The 23664-nt window shown below is 65.3% G+C and carries 14 protein-coding genes; 4 read left to right on the top strand and 10 right to left on the bottom strand.

All coding sequences use genetic code 11. From position 1 onward, the window contains the following. Positions 1–649 precede the first annotated feature (649 nt). Positions 650–7150, top strand: a complete 6501-nt coding sequence (locus CH289_RS15030) for a type I polyketide synthase (protein WP_094728101.1) — start codon at positions 650–652, stop codon at positions 7148–7150. Position 7151: 1 nt separating this feature from the next. Further along, a complete protein-coding gene (locus tag CH289_RS15025; RefSeq protein WP_019665539.1) occupies positions 7152–8507 on the top strand; it encodes an aminotransferase class I/II-fold pyridoxal phosphate-dependent enzyme in 1356 nt (451 codons plus the stop codon). A 10-nt stretch (positions 8508–8517) separates the two neighbouring features. On the opposite strand, the gene CH289_RS15020 is transcribed toward CH289_RS15025, so the two are convergent. Next, positions 8518–9504, bottom strand: coding sequence for a 3-oxoacyl-ACP synthase III family protein (locus CH289_RS15020; protein ID WP_230620900.1), 987 nt, complete (start codon positions 9502–9504; stop codon positions 8518–8520). A 356-nt stretch (positions 9505–9860) separates the two neighbouring features. Here CH289_RS15020 and CH289_RS15015 point away from each other — a divergent pair, with 356 nt between their 5' ends. Both CH289_RS15015 and CH289_RS15010 read left to right on the top strand, forming a co-directional pair. Next, on the top strand, positions 9861–11963 hold the full coding sequence (locus CH289_RS15015; protein ID WP_019665541.1) for an MMPL family transporter: 2103 nt from the start codon (positions 9861–9863) through the stop codon (positions 11961–11963). Beyond that, positions 11953–12579: an N-acetyltransferase gene (locus CH289_RS15010; RefSeq protein ID WP_019665542.1), complete on the top strand. Its 627-nt coding sequence runs from the start codon at positions 11953–11955 to the stop codon at positions 12577–12579. Before CH289_RS15015 ends, CH289_RS15010 begins: the two co-directional genes overlap by 11 nt. Positions 12580–12679: 100 nt before the next feature. On the opposite strand, the gene CH289_RS15005 is transcribed toward CH289_RS15010, so the two are convergent. The 9 genes from CH289_RS15005 to CH289_RS14965 form a co-directional block, all read right to left on the bottom strand. After that, positions 12680–15259: an aminotransferase class III-fold pyridoxal phosphate-dependent enzyme gene (locus CH289_RS15005; protein ID WP_019665543.1), complete on the bottom strand. Its 2580-nt coding sequence runs from the start codon at positions 15257–15259 to the stop codon at positions 12680–12682. Between the two features lie 231 nt (positions 15260–15490). Continuing rightward, entirely contained in the window at positions 15491–16348 is an 858-nt protein-coding gene (locus CH289_RS15000; protein ID WP_019665544.1) for a hypothetical protein, read from the bottom strand. 52 nt (positions 16349–16400) lie between these two features. Then, a complete protein-coding gene (locus CH289_RS14995) occupies positions 16401–17147 on the bottom strand; it encodes a hypothetical protein (protein ID WP_094728100.1) in 747 nt (248 codons plus the stop codon). Positions 17148–17275: 128 nt separating this feature from the next. Beyond that, on the bottom strand, positions 17276–18523 hold the full coding sequence (locus CH289_RS14990) for an MCE family protein (protein WP_019665547.1): 1248 nt from the start codon (positions 18521–18523) through the stop codon (positions 17276–17278). Next, positions 18520–19809: an MCE family protein gene (locus CH289_RS14985; protein ID WP_179276811.1), complete on the bottom strand. Its 1290-nt coding sequence runs from the start codon at positions 19807–19809 to the stop codon at positions 18520–18522. Before CH289_RS14985 ends, CH289_RS14990 begins: the two co-directional genes overlap by 4 nt. 8 nt (positions 19810–19817) lie before the next feature. Next, positions 19818–21113, bottom strand: coding sequence for an MCE family protein (locus CH289_RS14980; protein ID WP_019665549.1), 1296 nt, complete (start codon positions 21111–21113; stop codon positions 19818–19820). Continuing rightward, entirely contained in the window at positions 21113–22105 is a 993-nt protein-coding gene (locus tag CH289_RS14975) for an MCE family protein (RefSeq protein ID WP_019665550.1), read from the bottom strand. The genes CH289_RS14980 and CH289_RS14975 overlap by 1 nt, the downstream gene beginning before the upstream one ends. Further along, on the bottom strand, positions 22102–23169 hold the full coding sequence (locus CH289_RS14970; RefSeq protein WP_019665551.1) for an MCE family protein: 1068 nt from the start codon (positions 23167–23169) through the stop codon (positions 22102–22104). Before CH289_RS14970 ends, CH289_RS14975 begins: the two co-directional genes overlap by 4 nt. After that, a partial coding sequence (locus CH289_RS14965) for an MCE family protein (protein ID WP_179276810.1) occupies positions 23166–23664 on the bottom strand: 499 nt, incomplete at its 5' end. The genes CH289_RS14965 and CH289_RS14970, both read right to left, overlap by 4 nt.

The raw sequence follows: 23664 nt of genomic DNA, 5'->3' as shown, positions 1-23664 counted from the left end.
GAATTCAGCCCCGCCCGCCGACGCCTGACCGAACGTGACGTTCGGTCACTCCAAGTGACCGAACGCCACGTTCGCTCCCCCGGGGGCACGAGTCGGACTCGTCGGAAATGCCGACCCGGCCACCTGCCGCCGACACATGCACACCATCCGACCGACACTCCCCGCTCGATCACGCGGCACATGTGCACCCTCGGAGTGACCGAACGTGCCGTTCAGTCACTCCAAGTGACCGAACGCCACGTTCGGTCCGGTAAACCAGGGCGCCGGGGCACGCGGAGGGGAAAGCTGGAAATCCACTGAACGACAGATGGTTCCGCGCCCAGTTATCGAAAAATGCTCACCATCACAAGTTTTCGTCGTTCGCGACCGTAGAACACTCCCGACCGGGGTTCGGGACACACTGTTGAAAACTGGACCTTGTCATCGGTCATTGAGACAGCGAAGACCGCGCGCTCGCAATTGATTTCCCTATGGCGGTTGTCGGTGGAGTCTGCTTATATTTCACCCAGCACGGAGATCGGACCGCACATCGACGGCGTTCTCCGTGCTCGACGGCGTTTCGGGGGGCGTCTGTTCGGGGGTGCGGGTGTTGTCCGTGCGCTCTCGGGAGCCGTCCATGGTCTGGTCGACACTGTATCGGGGGAGAATCATGGTCGAGATTGCGATTGTCGGTATCGGTTGCAGGTTCCCGGGCGGAGTTCACGATGGGCAGAGTTTCTGGGACTTCATGGTCTCCAAGGGCGACGGCATCGTGGACATTCCTGCGGACAGGTGGAATGCGGACAGGTTCTACGACCCCGATCCGGATGCTCCAGGCCGCATGTACACGCGCAAGGGCGGTTTTCTGACGCAGTCGCTGTGGGATTTCGATCCGGAGTTCTTCGGCATCTCTCCGCGTGAGGCTGCGGTCACCGATCCGCAGCAACGGTTGCTGCTCGAGGTCGCGTGGGAGGCTCTCGACGACGCCGGCCATGCCGGACGGGTGTCGGGTGAATCGATCGGTGTGTACGTCGGCGGTTTCACCAACGACTCTGCGGGACTGCGGGGTTCGCAGATGGGCAGAGCCTTCATCAATGCACACAGCGCGACCAGTTCGTCGCACACGCTGTTGTCCAACCGTATTTCCTACGCGCTGGATCTGGTGGGACCGTCGATGACGATCGACACCGCGTGTTCGTCGTCGCTGGTCGCGGTGCACGAGGCCGTGCGCGCGCTCGACCGTGGTGAATGCACGATGGCTCTCGTCGGCGGCGCCAACACGATGATCAGGCCGGAAACGTTCATTTCGATGTGCAAGGGCAGATTCCTCGCGTTCGACGGCCGTTCCAAATCGTTCGACGCCGCCGCGGACGGTTACGGCCGCGGCGAGGGCGCGGGCATGGTGCTGCTCCGCCCGCTCGCCGACGCGATCGCCGACGGCGACCGAATCTACTCGGTCATTCGGGGATCGGGCGTCAACCAGGACGGTCGCACCATCGCCATTCCCGTCCCCAATCCCGTGTCCCAGCGGGCACTGGCCGAGCGGGTCTGCGCCGAAGCAGGCATCGACCCAGCACAGGTCGGATACGTCGAGGCGCACGGAACCGGCACGTCCGTCGGTGATCCGCTCGAGATCGAAGCACTCGGTGGTGCGTACGGGTCGGTTCCCGGTCGGACGACGCCACTGGTCGTCGGGTCCGTCAAGGCGTCGATCGGGCACACGGAGGCCGCAGCGGGCATCGCCGGTCTCATCAAGAGTGCACTGTCCCTGCACCACCGCACCATCGTTCCTCAAGCGTGGCTGGACACACTGAATCCGGCAATTCCGTTCGACGAACTGGCAATTCGTATCCCCACCGAGGCCGAGCCGTTTCCCGAGGAGTACGACCGCCGCATCGTCGCGATCAACGGTTTCGGCTACGGCGGGACCAATGCTCACGTGCTGATGGACGCCGCTCCCGCCGCCCCGTCGGCCGCCCCATCGACCCGGACCGCGTCTCGCCCGGTCCGGATCTTTCCGCTCTCGGCGCGCACCGATGCCGCAGTCCGTGCCGTCGCGGCCTCCCTCGCCGACGCTCTGGACCGACGCGACGGCTCCGACGACGCGCTCGAGGCGTTCACCGCGGCTGCCTGGACCAGGCGTGCCCACCATCCCGTCCGCACCTCGGTGCACTACACCGACGCGCAGGATCTGACGACGAAGCTTCGGGACGTCGCGTCCGGGACCGGGCAGACGTCCCACGTCGTGGATGCCGGCGGACGCGCGCCGGTCTTCGTGTTCAGCGGTATGGGTCCGCAGTGGTGGGGCATGGCTCGTGAACTACTGCTGGCAGGCGGAGAGTTCGCGCGCACGGCGAGCATCGTCGACGACGCGTTCATCGAGATCGCGGGGTGGTCGATCATCGAGGAGCTGAGCCGCGACGAGGAACACTCACGGGTGACCAACACCGAGGTAGCGCAGCCCGCCAACTTCCTCGTCCAGGTGTCTCTGGTCGCGGAGCTGAGAGCGTCGGGTATCGAACCGGAGACGGTCGTCGGGCACAGCGTGGGCGAGGTGAGTGCGGCATACGTCAGCGGTGCCCTCAGCCTGCACGACGCGTTGCTGGTCAGCTGCCATCGCGCCAGGCTGCAGGCGACGACCGCAGGGACGGGGTCGATGTTGGCGGTCGGCCTGTCCGAGGCCGACGCGTTGGCCTACCTCGCCGAAGCAGGCAAGGACATGGTGGAGCACGTGTCGATCGCAGCGATCAACAGTCCTACCGCGGTGACGTTGGCCGGTGACGCCGAGCACCTGACCGAGTTGGCCGAAAGCCTCACCGAGGGAGGGTTCTTCGCCAAACGTCTGCAGGTCGAGGTGCCGTACCACAGTCATCTGATGGATCCGATTCTCGACGACGTCGCCGGCAGCCTGGCGTCGATCGACCCGCGGCAACCCGACCTGACGCTGTTCTCCACCGTCACTGCCGGCGAGGTCACCGACGCGAGCTGGGACGCCGGGTACTGGGTGGACAACGTGCGCAAGCCGGTGCGGTTCGCCGACACAGTAACTGCGTTGATCGGTCGGGGCCACCGGGTGTTCCTCGAGGTCGGTCCGCATCCAGTCCTGTCCGGCAACATCCGCGAGATCCTGATCCGCACCGGTGATCCCGGCACGTCCATCGGCACGCTCGTTCGCAAGCAGAGCGACGCCGAGTCGATGATCACGGCGGTGTCCGCGCTGTACGCGGCCGGCTCGTTCGTCGGCGGCAGGACCGAACCGTCGCCGCACGTGCCGCTTCCCGCCTACCCGTGGCAGAAGTCGCGCGTCTGGCACGAGGACGAGAAGACCGTCGCGGACCGGATGGGAACCGACACTCTGTATCCGATGCTCGGTGACCGGACCTCGGCACTGTCGTCGGAATGGCACGCGGAACTCGCCGTGTCGCAACTGCCGTGGCTACAGGACCACGTCGTCGACGGACTCGTGCTTCTCCCGGGTACCGCCTACCTCGACGCGGCGATGAGCGCCGCCGCAGTCCGGTCCGGGCGTCAGGAAGTCGGCCTCGAACACGTCGAGTTCGTCGCGCCACTCGTCGTCGACAAGCACGACGTGCCCGTGCTCGAAGTGGCCGTCGAGAACAGCACCAGGCGCTTCGTCATTCGGTCCAGGTCGGCGACCGACTCGGCGTGGACGATCAACGCAACCGGGCGGCTCGTCGAAGGGCACTTCGACGCTCCGTTCGTGGCGTCGGAGATCGAGGAGACCGCTACCGAGATCACCGGCGACGTGCTGTATCCGCTGCTTGCGTCGGCGGGGCTGCGGTACGGGCCGGCATTCCAGGGAATCAGGTCCGCGCGCATCGGCAAGGACACCGTCGTCGCCTCCATCGACGCCGGGCGCCACGCAGGCTCGGGCCACCTCGTGCATCCCGCCGTCCTGGACACCGCGCTGCAGTGCGTCGCGACGCTGGCCACTGGGCCGTCGGGGGCCGTCGTCCCGTTCTCGGTGGGAACGGTCAGGCGATACGGGCCGGTTCCGGACGACGCGACCGTCGTCGTCACGAGGACCAGCACGGAGCCCATGCGTGCCGACATCGCCGTGACCGACTCCGAGGGACGCGCGGCCGTCACGCTCGGCAACGTCGAGTTCCGGCCCATCGCTCCCCCGCAGTCGCTGCATGCTCGCCTGTCGAAGGTGTTCTACGAGCCGGTGTGGGAGTTGCGGGACAACCGGGACTCGGCGGCGATCCGCAACGAGGCGGCGCGCGATTTCGCCCTCGTCCTCACCCTCGGTGACCCCACCGAGACAACCCGCACGCGCGCCGACGCGATCGCCGCATCCCGACCGTCGTCGATCGTTCTCGACGCCGCAGTGACGCCGGTGGATGACATCGTGGCCGCTCTCCGCGCAGGGTTGGCCACACCGGGCGTCGACCGGGCCACCGTCGTCGCGGTCGCGGGGGCGTTCACCGATCCGGCATCCGCCGTCGGCTCGGCACTCGTCGCGGCTCGCGCCGTGCACATCGCGATCTACGGCGACGAGACCGGTCCTGCGACGGATCCCGGATCGGTGTCGGCCGTCATCGTCACCGAGCGAGCGTTCTGCATGCCGGGCGACACCGAGGGCGCCGATCTCGCGCACGCGGGACTCGTCGGGGCACGCAGGTCGCTGCGCAACGAACAGTCGCCGGCAGCATGGCGTTTCGTCGACACCGAGCCGTCGACACCGTTGTCGGACATCACGACCGAGACGTTCGCGTTCGGTCCGTTCCAGAACGACGTCGTCGACGAGGTCGCTCTCCGGCAAGGGTCACGATGGGTGGTGACTCTGAAGAGCAACGCCGACGAGCATCTCGCAGTTCGCGATCAGCCGACGGTCGTGCGCGATCCGGAGCAATCGTTCGCAATCGAGGTGCCTGCGTCGAAACTGCTGTCCGACCTCACTTTCCGTGCCCATGCTCGTCGCGATCCCGGTCCAGGTGAGATCGAGGTCAGGATGGAAGCGGTCGGGGTGAACTACAAGGATCCGCTGAAGGTCATGGGCGTCCTCACCGACAAGGAACTGGCCGGAACGTACTTCGGGACCACGCTCGGGCTCGAAGGCGCAGGCATCGTCACCCGGGTCGGGCCTGGAGTCACCGAGGTGTCCCCGGGCGACCACATGGGTGTGTGCGCTCGAAACATGATGCGTCGGTACGTCACCGTCGGCATCGACGAAGGCGGGACGATGCCCATTCCGTCGGACTGGGAAACCGGCTGGTGCTCGTCGATACTGCCGTTCCTGTGCGCACAATACGGATTGGTGCACCTTGCACGCGTTCTGCCCGGTGAGACGGTGCTCGTCCACGGCGCGTCGGGCGGAATGGGGCTCGCCGCCGTCCAGGTCGCGAAACTGATGGGAGCCCGCGTGATCGCCACGGCGGGCACCGAGGAGCGCCGCGCGGTCGCACGGGATGCCGGCGCCGACGACGTGTTGGCGTCGAGATCCCTGAACTATTCGGACGAGGTCATGGCCCTCACCGACGGCCGGGGTGTCGACGTGGTCTTCAACTCCTCCCCCGGCGAGATCATGGCGCAGAACCTGAACGTGGCAGGTGAATTCGCCCGGATCGTGGAGATCGGCAAGGCCGACATCTACTTCGGTGGCGTCATGGATCTGAAACCGTTCGACCGGAACCTGACCTTCTACGCCGTCGACATGGACCGGATGTTCGAGCACAAACCCGACCTGGCCCGGCAGGTGACCCGCGAGGTTCTGGACAAGATGTCGGCCGGTGACTACGCACCGTTGCCGTACACGACGTTCCCGATGGACCGAGTCGGCGACGCCTTCGAGTCGGTCGTCCGGTCCTCGCACACCGGACGTGTGGTGTTGTCGCTGGACGACGATGCGCCCGTCGTACGGCCGCAGATCCCCACCGTCGACATCGATCCGGCGGCGTCGTACGTGATCACCGGCGGCTTCGGAGCCTTCGGAACCGCCGTGGCCAGATGGCTCGTCGCCGAGGGCGCACGTGATCTGGTGCTCGTCGGCCGCAGCGGTGCCACCACCGCCCGCGCCAAGCAGACGCTCGCCGAGTTCGCCGCGCAGGGCGTGACGGTCGGGGAAGAACTGCTCGACATCTCCGACTACGCCTCGGTTCTCGGACTGATCGAACGAGTACACGCACGCGGTGTCGCGATCGCGGGTGTCTTCCACACGGCAGGCCTCGTCGACAACTACGCCGTCAACGACATCACCGACGACTCCCTGCGCAGCATCTTCCTGCCCAAGGTGACCGGCGCCGTGAACCTCGACCGCGCACTGGACGAGGCAGGCGCCGACCCGTCGGTGTTCGTCATGTTCTCGTCGATGAGCAGCCTCACCGGTGGTGCGCCGCAGGTGTCGTACTCGGCCGCCAACTCGGTGCTCGACGCGTTGGCGTGGACTCGGCGCCGGCGCGGAAAGGCGGCGTTCACCGTCAGCTGGGGATCGATGGCGGGCGGTGGCATGGCCGAGGCCAAACAGGAAGTGGTGCGGTATCTGGACATGCTGGGCTTCAAGAACATCGACATGGACGACGCGACGCTCCTGCTACGCGAGGCTCTGACGTTCGACGTTCCGCACGTCGCTCTCGTCGGAATCGACTGGGAGCAGTGGGGAATCGCCAATCCGGCGTCGGTGACCATTCCGCGTTTCGCGGCGCACATCGCCGCAGCGAGCACCGGCGGGTCGGGCATCACCGCGCTGCACGCCGAAATTCTCGCGCTACCCGAGGACCAACGCGCCGACGTGCTGACGTTCATCCTGGCCGAGCAACTGGCGTTGGTGATGGGCATCGACGCCGAGGCAGTCGACGTGCAGACACCGTTGCCCGAGCTCGGGCTCGATTCGCTGATGGCCGTCGAGTTCGCGGCCCGCGTGGGCAAGACCGTCGGGCTGGAACTGTCGGTACTGGAGTTCGGTCGTGGGCTCGGCCTCGCCGCCATCGGAGGAAAGCTCGCCGCAGGACTGACCGCACGAGCCCACGGCGAGGACCGGACTGTTGCACACCCGGTTGCAACAGCCCCTGCCGAGGCGGACCCCACCGTCGTCCAAGTAGGCGTCCCGGACCACGCACGCGGAACGGACACGGTGGTCACCGACGTGATCCCCGCGCCTGCCGATGCCGAACCCGTACTGGCCACGACCGACACGTCCGGAGCCGTCTGACATGACCGAAGAAGCACGGGAGATTGCACGTCAACTTCTCTCTCGCAGTGGGTATTCGACGGTCCAGGTCGACGACGCCTCCAGCCCGGCTCCCCCGCAGCGACCGACGGCGCCACGTCCTGCCACGCCGGCACCGAAGGTTCGTGGACGCGGATTGCTCGACCATCCGGACATCGTGTCCACGGTTGCGCAGTTCGACGGAGTGGACTCGATGTTCGAGTCGTTGGGTGTCACCAATCCGCTGTACCTGGAACACCACGGCAAGAGCGGCGCGACCATTCGGCAGCAGGGTCGCGACATGATCAACTTCGGAGCGTTCAATTACCTGGGCCTCGGAAACGACGACCGAGTGGCGGAGGCGGCGAAGGCCGCGATCGACGAGTACGGCACGTCGGTGTCCGCCAGCCGGATCGTGTCCGGCCAGATCCCGCTGTACGCGGACTTCGAGTCGAGGATCGCGAACATCTACGACGTCGACGACGCGGTGATCACCACCAGCGGATACCTGACGAACGCGGCAGCGGTGGGGTATTTGCTCGGGAAGGGCGACCTGGCCGTGTGCGATGCCCTCGTGCACAGCAGCATCGTCTCCGGCACCGAGTGGGCAGGAACCCGACGGATAACGTTCCGCCACAACGATCCAGCGGCGCTCGAAGCGATCCTGAAGATGTCGAGGAACAGCTTCGAGCGTGCCCTGGTGATTCTCGAAAGTCACTACAGCATGGACGGTGACGTCGCGCTTCTTCCGCAACTCGTCGACGTCGCGCGCAAATACGACTGCGGGGTCATGATCGACGAGGCACACGCATTCGGTGTGCTCGGGGAGCACGGTCACGGCATCCGGGACCTGTACGGTTTGCCGGGCGACGCCGTCGACGTGTGGATGGGGACGATGTCCAAGGCGCTCGGCAGCGTCGGCGGGTTCCTCGCCGGCAGCCGAGAACTGATCCGCGCATTCAAGTACTCGGCCCCCGGGCTGAGCATGTTCGCCACGGCACCAGCCCCGGCCTCGATTGCCGCGGCGTCCGCGGCCCTCGACGTCATCGATGCCGAACCCGAACGCATTGCTCGCCTGCATGCGCGCGCACGGTATGCCTTCGATCACGCACAGCGCCTGGGTCTTCGCACCGGGCTCGCCGAGGGAACGCCGATTCTGCCGATCATCGTCGGAGACACTCAGAAGGCAGTTCTGGCCGGAGTGTCGCTTCTCGAGGCAGGAGTCAACGTCAACTCGATCACGTACCCATCGGTGCCGCTGGGAGAGGAGAGGCTGCGTCTGTTCGTCTCCAGCGAGCACACCGAGCAGCAGATCGACACCGCGTTGACAACGGTGGCGTCCGTACTCGACAGGATGTGACCGAAGCAGCTCAGTGGACGACGACCATCGCACCCCAGATGAACCCGGCCCCGATCGTCGCGATGACGGTCGTGTGGCCGGGTAGCGTCCGTCCCTCCCGCTCGAGATACGCCAGCACGGTGAAAATACTGGCGGCACCGGTGTTTCCGAGCCGATCAAGTGTGATCGGCGCGCGTGATCGGTCGACCCCGAGGGTGTCCATGACGTCGTGCACGATGTTCCGATTCGCTTGATGAAAGCAAAAATTGTCGATGTCGGACAACGGCATTCCCGCGTCGGACACTGCCTGCCGCACCACCTCGGGTAGCAGTGTCGTGGCCAGTTTCCAGACCCGGGGCCCGTCCATGTAGATGTACTGCTCACCGCGCATCATTGCACCGGCGTCGGCCGGACGGCGCGAACCACCCGCGCGTATCCCGACGGACATGTCGAGTTCGGACGACAGAACCACCGACCTGATACCGCGTTCCGACGCCGGGGCCGCGGTCACCACGGCAGCTCCGGCGGCGTCGCCGAAGAATATTCGGGTGGTTCGGTCGTTCGGGTCGGTCTGCCGGGAGAACACCTCCACGGCGAGCACGAGGATGGTGCGGTAGCGGAGTCCGATCATCGACGACGCGACTTCGATGGCCAGCAGTCCACCGGAGCACGCGGCTGCGGTGAGGTCGATCGGCACGGCCCGAGTTGCTCCCAGTGCCTGCGCGACGGTCAGGGCCGTGGAGGGGAACGGTTGATCCGGGTTGGCGGTCGCCAGCACGATTGCGTCGATGTCTGCGGCCGCCGATCCGCTGGAGCGCAGCGCCTTTCGGGCAGCATCGAGGGCGAGATCGGATGCGGCGAGCGAGGAGTCGAGGAATCGCCTGGACAGGATTCCGGTGCGCTCTTCGATCCACCCCGCGTCGGTGTCGAGCGTGGCGCACAGTTCGGCATTGTCGACGATGCGCGGCGGCACTGCGTCGGCGAAATGACCGACGGTGACGCTGACGACTGGGTGCATGTTCACGAGTGTCCGTTCGCTCGACAGAAGTTGAATTCTTGACCAGAGATGGCGCCGAAAATACAAGCGGGGGAACGACTTCAGCGGCTCCCATGCGCCGAAGAGTCGAGCGGTATCCTAACCTCGCGTGCGTCGATCCGACAGTCTCGACGGAGCAGAACTATCGGTGTAGGGTCACGGCAACATCGAAGAAGATCCTCTGCTGTGATCGAACACGTCTTTCATCCATTCGCTTCGCGTTCTCGCATCGAACAGGACGGCCGTTGACCCAGGATTCATCGAACCGTGAGAGCCCGCGAAGCGCCCCTTCGGCTCGTAAACCTTTGCTGGAGTTCGTTATCGGTCACGCCAGAGCAGTGGTTGCCACGTGTGTCGTCGTGATCGTCGCCGCCGGCGTCTGGGGTATCGGCGTCATCGAGGACCTCAGCCTCGGTGGATACTCGGATCCGTCGAGCGAGGCGGCCCGCGTCGACGGCATCGTGGACGCGCAGTTCGGACGAACGATTCCCGACGTCGTCGTTCTGTACACCCCACGAGACGGGCGGTCGATCGACGAGATCGGCGACGACGTCGCGGCCGACCTCGCCGCCATCGACCCGGCTCTGCTGACACGCCCTCCCACGACGTACTGGAACATCGCGCCGGCCTTCCAGCAGGGCCTGAGGTCGTTCGACCGAAACTCGGCAATCGCCGTGCTGACGCTGAACGGCAGCGAGGATCACCGCGTCAAGACGTACCTGAGCATCAAGGATGAACGCGCGATCGACGGCGTGGAGATTCAGTTCGGCGGCTTCTCGACCATCATCGACGCCTACAACGCCGAGGCTCGCGCCGACCTCATCCGTGCCGAGCTCATCACTTTCCCGGTGCTGATGGTGCTGTTGTTGATCATCTTCGGCGGGGTGACGGCGGCGGCTGTTCCGCTGTGCATCGGCGGTCTGGGCATCCTCGCATCGCTGGCCGCGATGCGCATTCTGACGTCCTTCACCGAGGTGAGCGTGTTCGCCACCAACATCGCCACCCTCGTGAGTCTGGGTATGGCGGTGGACTACAGCCTGTTCGTACTCACTCGCTTCCGGGAAGAGCTGCGGCGCGGGTCGACCACCCCGGACGCGGTCCGAGCGACCATGTCCACCGCCGGTCGGACCGTCGCCTTCTCCGGTTTGCTGCTGGTGTGTGGATTCGTCGGGATGCTGATATTTCCGCAGGCGATGATCAGGTCGCTCGGTTTCGGAGGCATGGCAGCCGTGGCCGCCGCTGCGTTCGTCTCGCTCACCGCACTTCCTGCCGCGCTTGCGCTTCTCGGTCCTCGGATCGACTCGTTGAGTTGGCGGACGGGTGCCGTCGAACGCGGAGACGAACGCGCCGAACGGTTCTGGGGCGCGGTGGCGACCTCGGTCATGAAGCGGCCGGTGATCGTCGCCGGCACCATCCTCGCGTTGCTCGCCCTGCTCAGCGCGCCGGTCTTCGGTGTCGCCCTGGGCGATCTCGACCACCGGGGGCTTCCGTCGGATTCACCGGCGCGGATCGCGACCGACGCTCTGTTCACGGAATTCCCGCTCGCCAACTCCGGGGTCACCGTGATGGTCCGGTCCACCGACGGCGGCGCGCCCGACCCTCGTGCGGTCCAACGGATCACGAACGACATCGGCGCGCTCGACGGATTCGCGGCCGCGGCCCCAGGGGGTTCGACCGGAGACTACGCAGTCGTGCGAGCCATCCTGTCCTCCCCCGACCGAACGGAGGGTGCACTCGCCGCGGTGGAGTCACTGCGCGACCTTCCCGTGCCGGACGGTACCCGAATATTCCTCGGCGGCCCCACCGCGCTGAGTCAGGACGGTATCGCCGCCATCGAGGACACGATCCCCTGGATGTTCGCGATCATGATCGCGTCGACCTTCGTCGTCACCACCGCCGCGTTCCGCTCGATCGTACTGTCCGTCAAAGCGATCGCCATGGCGATGGTCAGCCTTGCCGCGACGTTCGGTGTCCTGACCTGGATCTTCCACGACGGTCACGGCGCAGAACTTCTCGGCGTCACACCAGGACCCCTGCAGGCAACGATGAGCATTCTCGTTCTCGCAGTCGTCTTCGGGCTCTCGACAGACTACGAGATATTTCTGCTCTCCCGCATGGTCGAAGCACACGATCGAGGCGAGTCCACCCGTGACGCGGTCCGTATCGGCACTGCACGCACCGGCCGAGTGGTCACGGCCGCCGCCCTGCTGCTCATCACCGTCACCGCGGCGTTCTCGCTGTCGGAACTGTCGATGATGCGACTGCTCGGAATAGGCGTCATCGTCGGGCTGATCATCGATGCGACGGTCGTTCGCATGCTCCTGGTCCCCGCCCTCGTTGCGTTGATGGGTGAGGCGAACTGGTGGCTGCACCCGAAACCTCCTCCGCGCGACACTCCCCCGGACACACCACTGGAAAAGGACATCGAACATGCCGGTTGAAGTCAGCACGGTCGAGATCAGAGCCGCACAGAGAACCGACATTCGCGAGATGTCCGACCTGATGGCACGCGCCTTCCAATCCGACGACCCTGTGAGCAGTTACTTCTTCCCGAAGGACGCTCGGCGGCCGAAGATGCAGCGACGGATGATGTCGGCGCTGATCAGGCACCGCTACCTACCCTCGGGAGGTGCAGAGCTTGCAGTGCTCGGCGGGAAGATAGTCGGGGTCAGCTTGTGGCATCCGCACGACGCGTCGCCCGAGTGGTGGCGAAACCTGATTGCCGGTCCACAATTGTTGTGGGCCATGCGCAGTGGTGTCCGAGCAGGAATGCACATGGACAAGATGCTCGACGCCGGGGCGCCCGACGACGACGCGGTGCTGTGGGTGTATCTCGGGGTCGAGCCGACGCTCCACCGATCCGGGCTGGGCGCGGCACTGTCGCGATCCTTCTTCGAGCGGGTCGACCGCGAGGGCCGAACGACATTCGGGATCTGCAAACAGGGCAACATCCACTTCTGGACAGCGATGGGGTTCGAGGAAGTCGGAACGGACACCATCGGTCCGGGCGGGCCTGAAGTCCACCGCATGAATCGCCGTCCGAGCGCACGGCCGTAGCCGCGTCCGCCGTGACGCCGCCAGGGCCTGCGGAACTCCGTCACCGGGTTCCGCAGGCTCCTGCCGGGACGTCAGTACCGAGTCCGGTGCCAGTGCCCGGTCACTGCCCTTCGCGCCACCGCGTGGACTCCGCGAGTTCGAACCCGTACCGATCCGCCAGCACGCCCAGACGTCGAACGTTCGCGCCGTTCAACGCTGTTCCGATACTTCGCAGTTCGAATTCGCCGGACAACGACAGCAGCATCGTCTCCGCCATGCACGCGTAGGTCAGCCCCGGCGCGAGGCCGAACGTCAGACCGAAATCCGACCCCGCGGGCATCGAGACGATGCCACCGTCGAAGACCGTCACATCGGGCCGAGTGAGGCCGACGTCGTGCGGGATGTTCGGGGGCTGCGCCACATCGCAGACGATGGCGTCGGGTCCCAGATCGGCGGCATCGATCAACGAGTGCGGCGCCGACGTCGCAGCGATGACCACCTGCGCACGAGCAACCCCGGCGGCCGGATCGTCGAAGAACTCGATGTGCCCGCCGGCCACGAGATCGTCCACGCTCCGCCCGTCCGCCGCCGCGGCGAGCGCACCTGCCCCACCTCGAGCGGCGTCGACTATCTCCCCCGCTGCGTCCCACAGTTTCGGCGCGACGCGCCCCTGCTCACCGGGCCGCCCGACCAGGGCGATCGCGCCGACGTCGGGCGCCAAGGCACGCGCGATGGTCCTACCGATGGCACCGGCCGCCCCCAGAACGGTCACCCGAACCACCCCGAGATCGATACCGCGTTCCGCGCACACTCGGTGCACCGCACGGATACTGGCTGCCGCCGTGAACGAATTTCCGGTGGTGAGAACGCCCGCCATCGAGCCGAGCGCCAGCCCGTTCGCCGTGACCACCGACGAGTATCCGCCCAGCCCGACGACGGTGGCACCTCGCTCGAACGCGAGGTTCGCCGCAGCACCGACTGCTGCTACCGCAGCGTGTGGCGGCAGCGTCAGCAGTCCCTTCGACGTGAAGGGAAGCCCGATCAAGTTGCCGTGGGCTGCGCCGTCGTGCTCGGTCACGATCCTCCCGCTACCGATGATGTACGACGCAGGCTTCAGTTCCGATGTCGCCGAGGAGAACCTCTCCAGGAGCTCCGCACGTTCGGGGTGCGAGAACTCGGCGAGCGACGGATCGAAGGCCTCGAAGATGCTCAGATCCAGCGGATGAGCGACGAACCCGAACCGGCTGTCACCGGACTGCACCGGAGTGTGCGGGAGCCGTGCGCCCACGGTACTTCCGGAGCGACCCGCTTCGGTCCGTGCCACAGAACCACCGGACCGATTCCGTCCGACCAGATGACCGATCAGACCGGCGAGGTCCCCTGCCGCCGCGAACGCGCACGCGCGACCGAGTGCCTCGACCAGACGCATGCATTCGGACTCGGTGACCGTCAGCGGCGGTTCCACCCGCAGCACCCGCGCCCCGAACATCGTGGGCGCCAGCCGAATACCCTCCACCTGCGACAGGTACGAGGACATCATCACCGCCAGGTTCTCCTGATCCGCAACCGAACCCAGAATGGATTGCCTCCCCACGAAGTTGATGTCGTCGGTGAGCTCGACACCCAACAGCAAGCCACGACCACGCACATCCGACACCACCGTCGGATACTCGGCAGCGAGCCTCCTCAGTTCACGAGCAAGCAGATCCCCCACTTCCTGCACTCGCGAGATCACAGCACCGCCGTCCGCGGCGAGCTCGTCGAGCACCGCGATGCCGACCCTCGCCGTCAACGCGTTGCCCGCGAACGTCGACGTGTGCCGCAGAGCGAAGCTTTCCCCCATCCACTCGGGCTTGCTCAACACCGCCCCGCTCGGCAGCACTCCACCCCCCAGCGCTTTGGCCAGAGCGAGAACATCGGGTACGACGCCTTCTCGCTCACACGCGAACATCGTGCCCGTACGGCCCAAACCGGTCTGCACCTCGTCGAGTGCCAGTAGAACCCCGTGCTCGGTGCAGATCTCGCGCACACGCGTCAGGTAACCGTCGGGAGGCACGACGACGCCGCCCTCACCTTGAATGGGCTCGACGACGAACGCCGCGAACTGCCCTGGTGCAGCGACCAGTGCGGCCTCGAGCGCGTCCGCGTCACCGAACGGAACGGAGTCGAATCCCTGGACCGGAGCACCGAATCCAGCCTGGTACTTGATGTTTCCCGTGGCGGAAAGTGCGCCGAGCGTCTTGCCGTGGAAGCTGTTCGTCGTGCTGAGGATACCCAGGCGTCCCGTCGCGGCGCGCGCGATCTTGATGACCACCTCCATCGCCTCGGCGCCGCTGTTGACGAACGTCACCCGCGTCAGACCGGCGGGTGCGACGGAGACGAGGCGGCGGGCGAGTTCGCCCGCTGGATACAACACCGACGGTTGGACGAACACTGCTTCCCCGGAATGTCGCACGGCATCCATTGCTCGCCAGATGTTCTCGGGGTTGTGCCCGAACGGGAGGGCTCCGTACGCGCCGGCGAAATCGAGGTGCGTACGACCCGACGCGTCGAGCAGCTCGGTCCCTTTACCGGACACGTACTCGATGTCCACGTCCACCGCCGACAGGAGTCGGTACAACTCGGGGTTGACGTTCTCCGCAAACCCGTCGCGGCCGGTCGCCTGACGCGTGGTGGACGGACGAAAAGAAAGGTCGGTCATGTGAGCTCCGTGTTCTCGCGAAACCGCCTCCGGTGGCACGAGCTGCCGGGAGGCGTTCTCGCGCAACCAGAGCTCGCCCCGTGGTGGGACGCAAGCGCGATGGTAGCTGCCGAGAGGACCGAAGTTAGCCTGTGAAAATACCCTTACTACTGATTCGAAACGAAAAACCGCATCTACAGTCGGTTTATCTGCGTGGCCGACTCAGCGTCGTGTCGGCCAAATCACACCGGATCACTTGTCCTGCGTCGCCGACAACAGCCACTGCCCGTCGATCTTCTCCATATTGGCGATGAGCGGGAACACGACGTTCCCCGACGCGACACCGGCACTCGTCGCACTCACGTTGACGTTGGCGAAGAGCTCGGCCTTGTCGTCCTGCAGACGCACGACACCGATGTCGAGAACGTCGACGTCCGTTGCCGTCTGCGTCTCGTTCGCCGTCGACTTGATCTCCTCGATGAACTTCTGCGACTCCTCGCGGAACGCTGGCGTCATCTTCTCGAGCCCGGCCGCGATATCGGCGTCGATCGTCGCGAAGTTGTACCTGTACAACCCGACCAGAGCGTCCGACGCCGCTCGCGTCACCTCGGATGTCTCGCCCTGATCGACCCACGCGGCGTTGTCCACCTCGGTACCGGGCTTCAGCGCGGCAACCGCCGCGAACGCAACCAACAACGCAGCAACAGCACCGACCACGATCGTCGGCAGCCAGTTGGTCCGACCGGCCGGCTGTCCCCCAAGTGAGCCTGTCTGGGGTGAGCCTTCCTGGGGTGAGCCTTCCTCGGATACCTCAGCTCCAGGCGCCTTCGATGATTCGGGCGTCTCGGCTCCAGGAGTATCAGCTACCGAAGCCTTCTGCTTCGACGGCTTCGAGATGGAGACTGTCGCAGGCTCAGCAGACGAGGGGCCTTCGGGATGCGCAGTGTCGGGCGCACTCGAATCCACCGCACTCGAATCCACAGCACCCGAGTCGACAGCACTCGAGTCCGGTGCGCTGGAATCGGCGGGCATGCGGTTGGTTCCCGCAACCTTCTTACGGACCTTGCTGGTGGTGACGGGTGGGACTATCTTGCGACGTTGTGGGGGCACTGAAGTACTCCTGACTCGAACATGTGCGGGCGGGCGGAAGGTGCAGCCTCGGCTACGGACCTTCGGACGCGCCTGAATCAGCGGGCGCGGGCTCGCCGGAGGGAGGCGTCGCGCTCGGGTCTGTGGTTCCGGCATCGGGAGCGGGAGTGCCTGTCTCCGGGCTACCTGAGTCCGGGGCACCTGCGTTCGGTGCGGGCTGCTGCGCGCCCGGATCGGTCGGTGCATCGACGGGGTTGAGCGGCACTCGGTCTCCGACGGGCAGAAGGTTGTTGACCTTCCACGTTCCGTCGACGTCCTCGAGGTACATCCGCATGACGCTGCGAGTGCGTTCGGTGAATCCGTCCGGCCCCGACGTGTTGTTCGCGACGATCGCGATCGCGGCAGCCGTCCGGTCGTCGACGTTCAGTTCCGTGATGGTCGCGTCGAGTACCTCGGCAGTGATCTTCCGGCCGGAATTGCGCTGCTCGTCCGTGACGGCCTTCTTGGTCTCCTCGAGATAGCTGGTCATCTGATCGCCCGTCACCGAGGTGAGCATCAGATCCAGCGACCCGTCCATGTCGGCGGAGTCGACGGTACTGAGATTGATCGCGGCCTGACGTGCGTCGTTCAGCGCCGAATCGCGAGTGTCCGCGATCGCCTTCTCGTCCCACGCGTTCTTCCATCCGATCCCGAACCATACGCAGGCCGCCAGGGCCACCACGGCGACGATGGACAGGGCTACGAGGACCGGCCGGGACTTGTTCTTCGGCCGCGGTGTCTTCTTCGGCTGCGGTGGTGCAGCTTCGGTGTTTGACGTCACACTTCAACCTTACTCTTCGGTAACACCGGCATCGACGACGCCGGTGAAACCGTGGAACACGAAACGGCGGTGAATCTGCTCGGTTTCCGCAGATCCACCGCCGACGACCACGATACGACTGTGCACAGTTACTTCGGAGTGACTCCGATCAGGGGAGCGAGCTGTGAGGCGATCGGATTCAGGTTGAGCTTGTCCGGATCCACCTTGGGCTTGCTGTCCCACGGCTGCGGGGTTTCGGGGTCCGCGAACACGATCCGGTTGGCACTACGAACGCCGGTGACGCTGCCCTGCGGTGTCGTGCAGTTCGCGTCGAGATTCAGCGGGTAGTTCTCCTCGGTCAGGTCGAAGTTGGGATTCTTCGCCTTCTCCTCGTCCAGAATCGCCTGTGAACCTTCGTAACCCAACGTGCACGGAGGCGGATTGTTCGTCTCGAGAAGCAGACCCTGGTGAATCGTGCCGTCGCCCGGGACAAGCGTCTGCGCACCGGACGCCAGGGCAGGCAGGAAGATCAGCAGAGGCTTGAGCGCCAGAGTGCGAGGAGCAGCCAGCTCGAACACGTTGCGCAGGTTGGTCAGATCCGTCGTCAAGGACCCACCGCCTTCGTTGATCAACGCACCGACCTGATCGCTCGCTGCGGTCCCGGTGTTGATCAATCTCCGGATGTCCGGATCGTTGCTGCGCAGCTGCGCGGTCACCGACGCCAGATCCGTGCTGAACTGCCGGATGGCCGACGACTGCTCGGACTGCGTGTCCAACACGGTACGGCTGTCCCGAATCAGAGCGAGTGTCTGCGGCAGTGCTTCGTTGCCTGTCTCGGACAACGCACCGAGCGAGTCGACGAGCACCTGCAGATCGTCGCCCTTTCCGTCGAACGCCGCCCCGAGCTCTCGGACGACCGTCGTCAGGTTCTCCAGCGGCACGGTCTTGACGAGCTGATCCGTGCTGGCGAGGACGTTCTCGACGGGCACCGGTGTCTGCGTGTCCGCCGTCGCGATGGTCGAACCGTTCTCGAGATACGGACCTTCGTCGCTCGTCGGCTGTAGATCGACGTACTGCTCACCGATGGCCGAGCGGTTGGCCACGACCGCGCGCGCCGACGACGGAATCTGCGGACCGCCGTTGTCCAGCAACAGTTCCACGTCGATGCCGTCGTTGGTCAACGACAGCGCGCCGACGGTGCCGACCGGCACGCCGCGGTACGTGACCTCGGCGTTGGTGAAGATACCGCCGGAATCAGCGAACTGGCCGGTCACGCTGTACTGGCCGAAGCCGAGCAGATTGTCGAGCCGCACGTATTTTCCACCGACGTAGACAACGCCCACGACAGCGACGATGACGAAGAAGATGAGCTGCACCTTCACCAGCCGCGATCTCACAGCCCACCTCCGAGTTGTTCGAGCAGATCGTTCAAGGGCTCGAACGGAGTGAGCGGCGCGCCGGTCTCACCCTCGTCCGGTTCGGCCCCGGGCGCTACCGGTACCCCGGGAGGAGGCGACGGGTTGGGAATGATCGGGGGCAACGGCAGCAGCGAGATCGTGGGCCACCCCGGTCGTGGACCGTTTCCGTTGTAGTACGGGTTCGACGGATCCACGAGTGGGAGCGTGTCGCCGTACTTCGGCGGGATGTAGACCGGATCTCCCTCTCCGACACCGAAGTTGCGCAGAGCGGTGCCGATCGACAGATCGAGCGAGAGGTACAGGTTGGCCGAGTTGCCCTGGGTGATCTCCTCGATACCGTCGGGGAACGGCAGCGTCGGGATCAGCGGCAGCGTGGTCACGATGTCGTCACCCGACGCCGCGAGCGCCTGCAGTGTCGGACGCAACGCACGCAGGTCCGCGATCAAATTGTCCTTCGACTGATTGATCACGTCCGTTCCGACGCTGCCGAGCCTGTCGAGCTGGCCGAGCATCTGCGTCAGCTGCGGACGCTGCTGTTCGAGGACCTCCGTCGCGATCGGCAGGTCCTGCAGGACTCGGTCGATCTTCTCGGTCTGACCGCTGACCTGCGTGGTCAGAAGATCGAGACCGTCGAGTGCACGGGTGATGTCGTCGCGCTGCTCCTCGAGCCCACCGATCAGTGTGTTCGCTTCCTGGAGAAGACTCTTCGTGGTGCCCTCGCGACCGGAGAAGGCCGCGTTGAGCTCCTTCACGATCGGAGCGAGTTGCCCGACGCCACCGCCGTTGAGGACCAACGACAGGGCACCGAGGACCTGTTCGATGTTCGTCGTCACGCGGGTCCGGTCCAGCGGGATGGTGTCGCCGTCCTTCAGCTTCTGCGGATCCGCGTCACCGGCGGGTACCGACAGCTGAATGAACTTCTCGCCGAGGATCGACGTCTGCTCCACCGCCGCAGTCGCGTTGGCAGGCAGGTCCGTCGAATCGTTGACGATGACGCCGACGTTCGCGGTCCACTCACCGTCCGGAACGCTGATCGAGTCGACTCGACCGACCTCGACACCGTCGACCTTCACGGTCGACTGGGGAACCAGATCGAGAACGTCCTGGAACTGAATGGTCAGACGGATCGGATTGCTGCCGACATCCGCACCACCGGGCAGTGGAATTCCGTAGACGCCCTGCGAGCACGCCGTGGCCGACATGACCACGACAGCTGCACCGACGACGGACGTCAACGACCGTTTCGACGAAATCCACGTTCTCATCGACGCGCTCACTGTCCCCCTCCAAGCGATTCCTGCAGTCCTGGCAGAGTGTTGTTCTCGCCGAGCCTCGGCGACACGACACCGGGCACCGTTCCCGGCACGACGTCGCCCTGTTGGGTGTCGTTGGTCAGTACGCCGAACGGCAGCACCAGCCCGGAATCGCGAACCGGCCCCTGGATCAACGTCGTGATCTCGCCACACCGGTCGATGATCGGTTGTATCTGGGCACCGAGCTGTTCGAATCTCGGGTCGCCCGGAACCAACTTGCCGAGGTCGATCAGACGGCACACCGTTCCGAGCGGGTCCTGGGTCTCGTTCTGCAGGTTGGCACGTGAGGCCAGAGTGCCCGACTCGGCATCGTAGGAGTTGACGAGATTGCTGATCGCGAGCGGCAGAATCGTCAATGTCTCCACCAACTGCTCGCGATTGTCCGACAGTGCCTGAGTGGGCTGCACCAGTCCGTCGGCCGCCCGCACCAACTGATCCCGGTTGTCCGCCACGAATCCCGCCACGTCGCCCAGGGCGATCGACAGCTGATTCAGTGCCGCCCCAAGATTCTCCCGCTCCCCGTCGAGGAATCCGGTGAGATCGGACAGCTGGTCGTTGAACTCGCGTACCTGGGCGTCGTTGGCCGCGAGGGCCGAGACGAACGTCTGCAGGTTCTTGACCGTGTCGAACAGGTCGCCGCGGGAGTCGCTGAGTGTCCGCGACGCCTCGGAGAGCTGAGTGATGGTGTTGCCCAGCGCTTCGCCGTTGCCGTCGAGGTTCGCGGCGCCGGTGTCGACCAGATCGGTCAGCGCCCCGTTCGCGTTGGCACCGTTGGGTCCGAGTGCGTTGGACAGCTCGTCGATGCTGGCGTAGATCTGGTCCACCTCGACCGGGGTTGCGGTCCGGTCACGCGGAATCACCGCGTCGCCCGACATCTTCTCCCCACCCGAGTAGGCGGGTGCGAGCTGAACGTAGCGATCCGACACCAAGGACGGCGTGATCTGCGCCGCTCTCACATCGGCCGGAATGTCGACGCCGCGCTCGACGCGCATCTTCACCTCGACCTGGTCGCCCTGCGGCACGACCGAGGTGACTTCGCCGACTGCGACACCGAGGACACGAACGTCGGAACCTTCGTAGATACCGACGGACTTGTCGAAGTACGCCGTGATGTCGGTCGAACCCGCACGGGTGAACAGCCACCAGAGGCCGCCCGCGATCACCAGCGCTGCGATGACGACGCCTGCGATGACTGCGCGGGAGCCACCGGTCTTCTTGGTGTTCTCCGTGGTTCCGTCAGCTGTGCTGTCGGTCATCAGTTGCCTCCCAGATCACGCGCGGGCTGACGGTAGCCGGGGATCAACGGCAGACCAGGAGGCGTGAGGTTCGCCAAGGTGATGTCGAGCCAGCGGCCGTTACCGACCACGTTCGCGTACAGGCGCACGAACGGTGAGTACAGCTGCAGACCGCGCTCGACGGCCTCGTTGTTCTCGTTGAGGATGTCGATCACGCCGTTCAGTTGTTCGAGCATCGGAGTGATCTGCTCTTCGTTGTCGCGGACCAAGCCGGTCAGTTCCGTCGACAGCCGCCTGGTTCCGCTGAGCAGCTGAGAGATCGCCTGCTGGCGGTTGTTCAGCTCTTCCAGCAAAGGCCCTGCATCGGCGATGAGCCTGGTGAACTGTTCGTTCCTGTCCGCCAGCACCTTCGAAGTCTGCCCCGTCGCCTCGAACAGCCTCTGCAGTTCGGCGTCGCGGCTCGCAATGGTCTGCGACAACCGGCTGACACCGTCGAGCGAGGCACGGATGTCTGCCGGCGTCTCGGAGAACGCCTGCGACAACGTTTCGAAGCTCGACGCCAACTGCGTGGTGTCGATGTCCTCGATCGTGGACGCAGCATCGGAGAACGCGTCGATCACGTCGTACGGAGAAGTTGTGCGCTCCAACGGAATCGGGTCCTTCGGCTTGAGCACGTCGTCACCGCGAGGATCGATGGCCAGGTACTTCTGTCCGAGGACGGTCTTGATCTGGATGGACGCCGACGAGTTGTTGCCCACCCACGCGTCCTGCACACGGAAGTCGACGTTGACTCTGTCGCCGTCGAGCTCGACGGAATCGACCTGCCCTACCTTGACACCCGCGATTCTCACTTCGTTGCCGGGCTTGAGCCCGGCGGCTTCCTTGAACTGCGCCGTGTACGTCGAACCGGCTCCCAGGATCGGCAGCTTGTCCAGAAAGAACACCGACACGGTAGCCAGAAGCACGATCATGATGCCGAGCGCGCCGGCCACGAGCGGGCTACGCTTTTTCATTCCTTGATCCCCCCAGCTTTGCAACGCTCGGCCGCGTTGGTGTAGAGCGGTTGATTCACCGTCGGAAGCCCTGTCGGCAAGTTCAGGTTGGGTGACGTTCCAGGCCCCGCCTGAATGTCGATGCCGCACAGGTAGAACGTGAACCACGAACCCTGCTGGGCCGTCCTGATCAGTTTGTCGAGTTTCTTCGGCAGGGTCTGGATGACCGCGGTGACCTCCGCTTCACGATTGTTCAGCGTGGTCGCCAAAGTGTTCAACGCGGCGATCGAGCCCTGGATGGACGGCCTCGTCGGTTCGAGCAGATCCGCGGTGGCATCCGTCAGACCGGCGAGTGACGTGACGGCGGATCCGACGACGTCGCGGTCGGAGGACAGTCCCGACACCAGCGCCTGCGTGTTGGTGATCAGAGAATCCAACTGGTCGTCGTTCTGGTTGACCGTCTGCAGCACCGTGTTCAGGTTGGTGATGACGGCACCGATCACCGCGTCCTTGTCCGCGACCGTGTTAGTCAAGCTCGCGGTACTGCGAACGAGTTCGCTGATCGTTCCGGACTCACCCTGGAACACCTGGATGATCTGGTAGGACAGCTTGTTCACGTCGTCGGCACTCAAGGTCTGGAACAGCGGCCGGAAGCCGTCGAACAGCGTCGTGAGGTTGACGGCGGGCTTGGTCTGGCTCAACGGGATGGTCTCACCGGGGTTGATCTTGCCGCCCTGGTCGCCCGCACCCTGTTCGATGGCGATGTACCGCTGCCCGACGAGGTTTCGGTAACGGAGGTTGGCTGTCGCCGAGGCAGGCAGGTAATCCCGGCCGTCGACCGAGAACTCGACCTTGGCCTCGCGCTCGTTGACGATCTCGATGTTCTTGACGTCACCGACGCGCACACCGGCGATGCGCACCTCGTCGCCCTTGTTGAGCGATGCGACGTCACTGAAGATCGCGCTGAACGTCTGTCCCCCGCCTCCGGAGATGTTCGCGATCGAGAACGCCAACGTGCCTGTTGCCAGAATCGTGACGACAGCGAACACGATCAGTTTGACGAGCGGTGCGAGTAGCCCCCTCATTTGATGGTCACCTCCACACCCCTCAAAGCCGGCGCCCCCGCCGAAGTCACCCAGGAAGGAACGTCCTCCGGAGCGGTTCCCGTTGCCCCGCCGTAGATCACGGCGAGCGTGTCACGTTCGAAATCCGAGCCCGCGTAGGACACCGGCGTCTGCTCGACAATGCCCGGCAGCGGCGAGTACTGCGGCGCAGGCAGTTCCGGAACATCCTGCGGTCCGGGGTTCCTCGACGGCACCTGGTAGGAACCGTCGTTCGCCGATCCGCCTGGGTACTGCGGGAAGAACTCGCCGGCAGCAGTGTCCGCCGGGGTGTAGCAGCGCGGTCCGCGATCGTCGAACAGACGCGGCTCGTCCTGGTTGGGAAGGTAGCGGCCCTTCGGGTTGACGAACGCAGCGGAGACGTTGATGCCTCGGTACTCGTCGCCGACGCCGATGACGTCCTGCGCGCGTTGCACCACCGGCACGAAATTGGCGAACGTGCACCCGAACGACGGCGAA

The organism is Rhodococcus sp. RS1C4, from assembly GCF_002258225.1.
Lineage (GTDB): Bacteria > Actinomycetota > Actinomycetes > Mycobacteriales > Mycobacteriaceae > Rhodococcoides > Rhodococcoides fascians_E.
The sequence above is the reverse complement of the archived record's forward strand: the minus strand, read 5'-3'. Positions and strand labels throughout refer to the sequence as shown.

What these genes read in the sequence shown, in the direction of transcription:
- CH289_RS15025 (WP_019665539.1), top strand. Translation starts at nt 7,152, where the DNA reads ATGACCGAAGAAGCACGGGAGATTGCACGTCAACTTCTCTCTCGCAGT.
- CH289_RS14975 (WP_019665550.1), bottom strand. Translation starts at nt 22,105, where the DNA reads ATGAAAAAGCGTAGCCCGCTCGTGGCCGGCGCGCTCGGCATCATGATC.
- CH289_RS15005 (WP_019665543.1), bottom strand. Translation starts at nt 15,259, where the DNA reads ATGACCGACCTTTCTTTTCGTCCGTCCACCACGCGTCAGGCGACCGGC.
- CH289_RS15020 (WP_230620900.1), bottom strand. Translation starts at nt 9,504, where the DNA reads ATGCACCCAGTCGTCAGCGTCACCGTCGGTCATTTCGCCGACGCAGTG.
- CH289_RS15010 (WP_019665542.1), top strand. Translation starts at nt 11,953, where the DNA reads ATGCCGGTTGAAGTCAGCACGGTCGAGATCAGAGCCGCACAGAGAACC.
- CH289_RS15030 (WP_094728101.1), top strand. Translation starts at nt 650, where the DNA reads ATGGTCGAGATTGCGATTGTCGGTATCGGTTGCAGGTTCCCGGGCGGA.
- CH289_RS14970 (WP_019665551.1), bottom strand. Translation starts at nt 23,169, where the DNA reads ATGAGGGGGCTACTCGCACCGCTCGTCAAACTGATCGTGTTCGCTGTC.
- CH289_RS14985 (WP_179276811.1), bottom strand. Translation starts at nt 19,809, where the DNA reads ATGAGAACGTGGATTTCGTCGAAACGGTCGTTGACGTCCGTCGTCGGT.
- CH289_RS14980 (WP_019665549.1), bottom strand. Translation starts at nt 21,113, where the DNA reads ATGACCGACAGCACAGCTGACGGAACCACGGAGAACACCAAGAAGACC.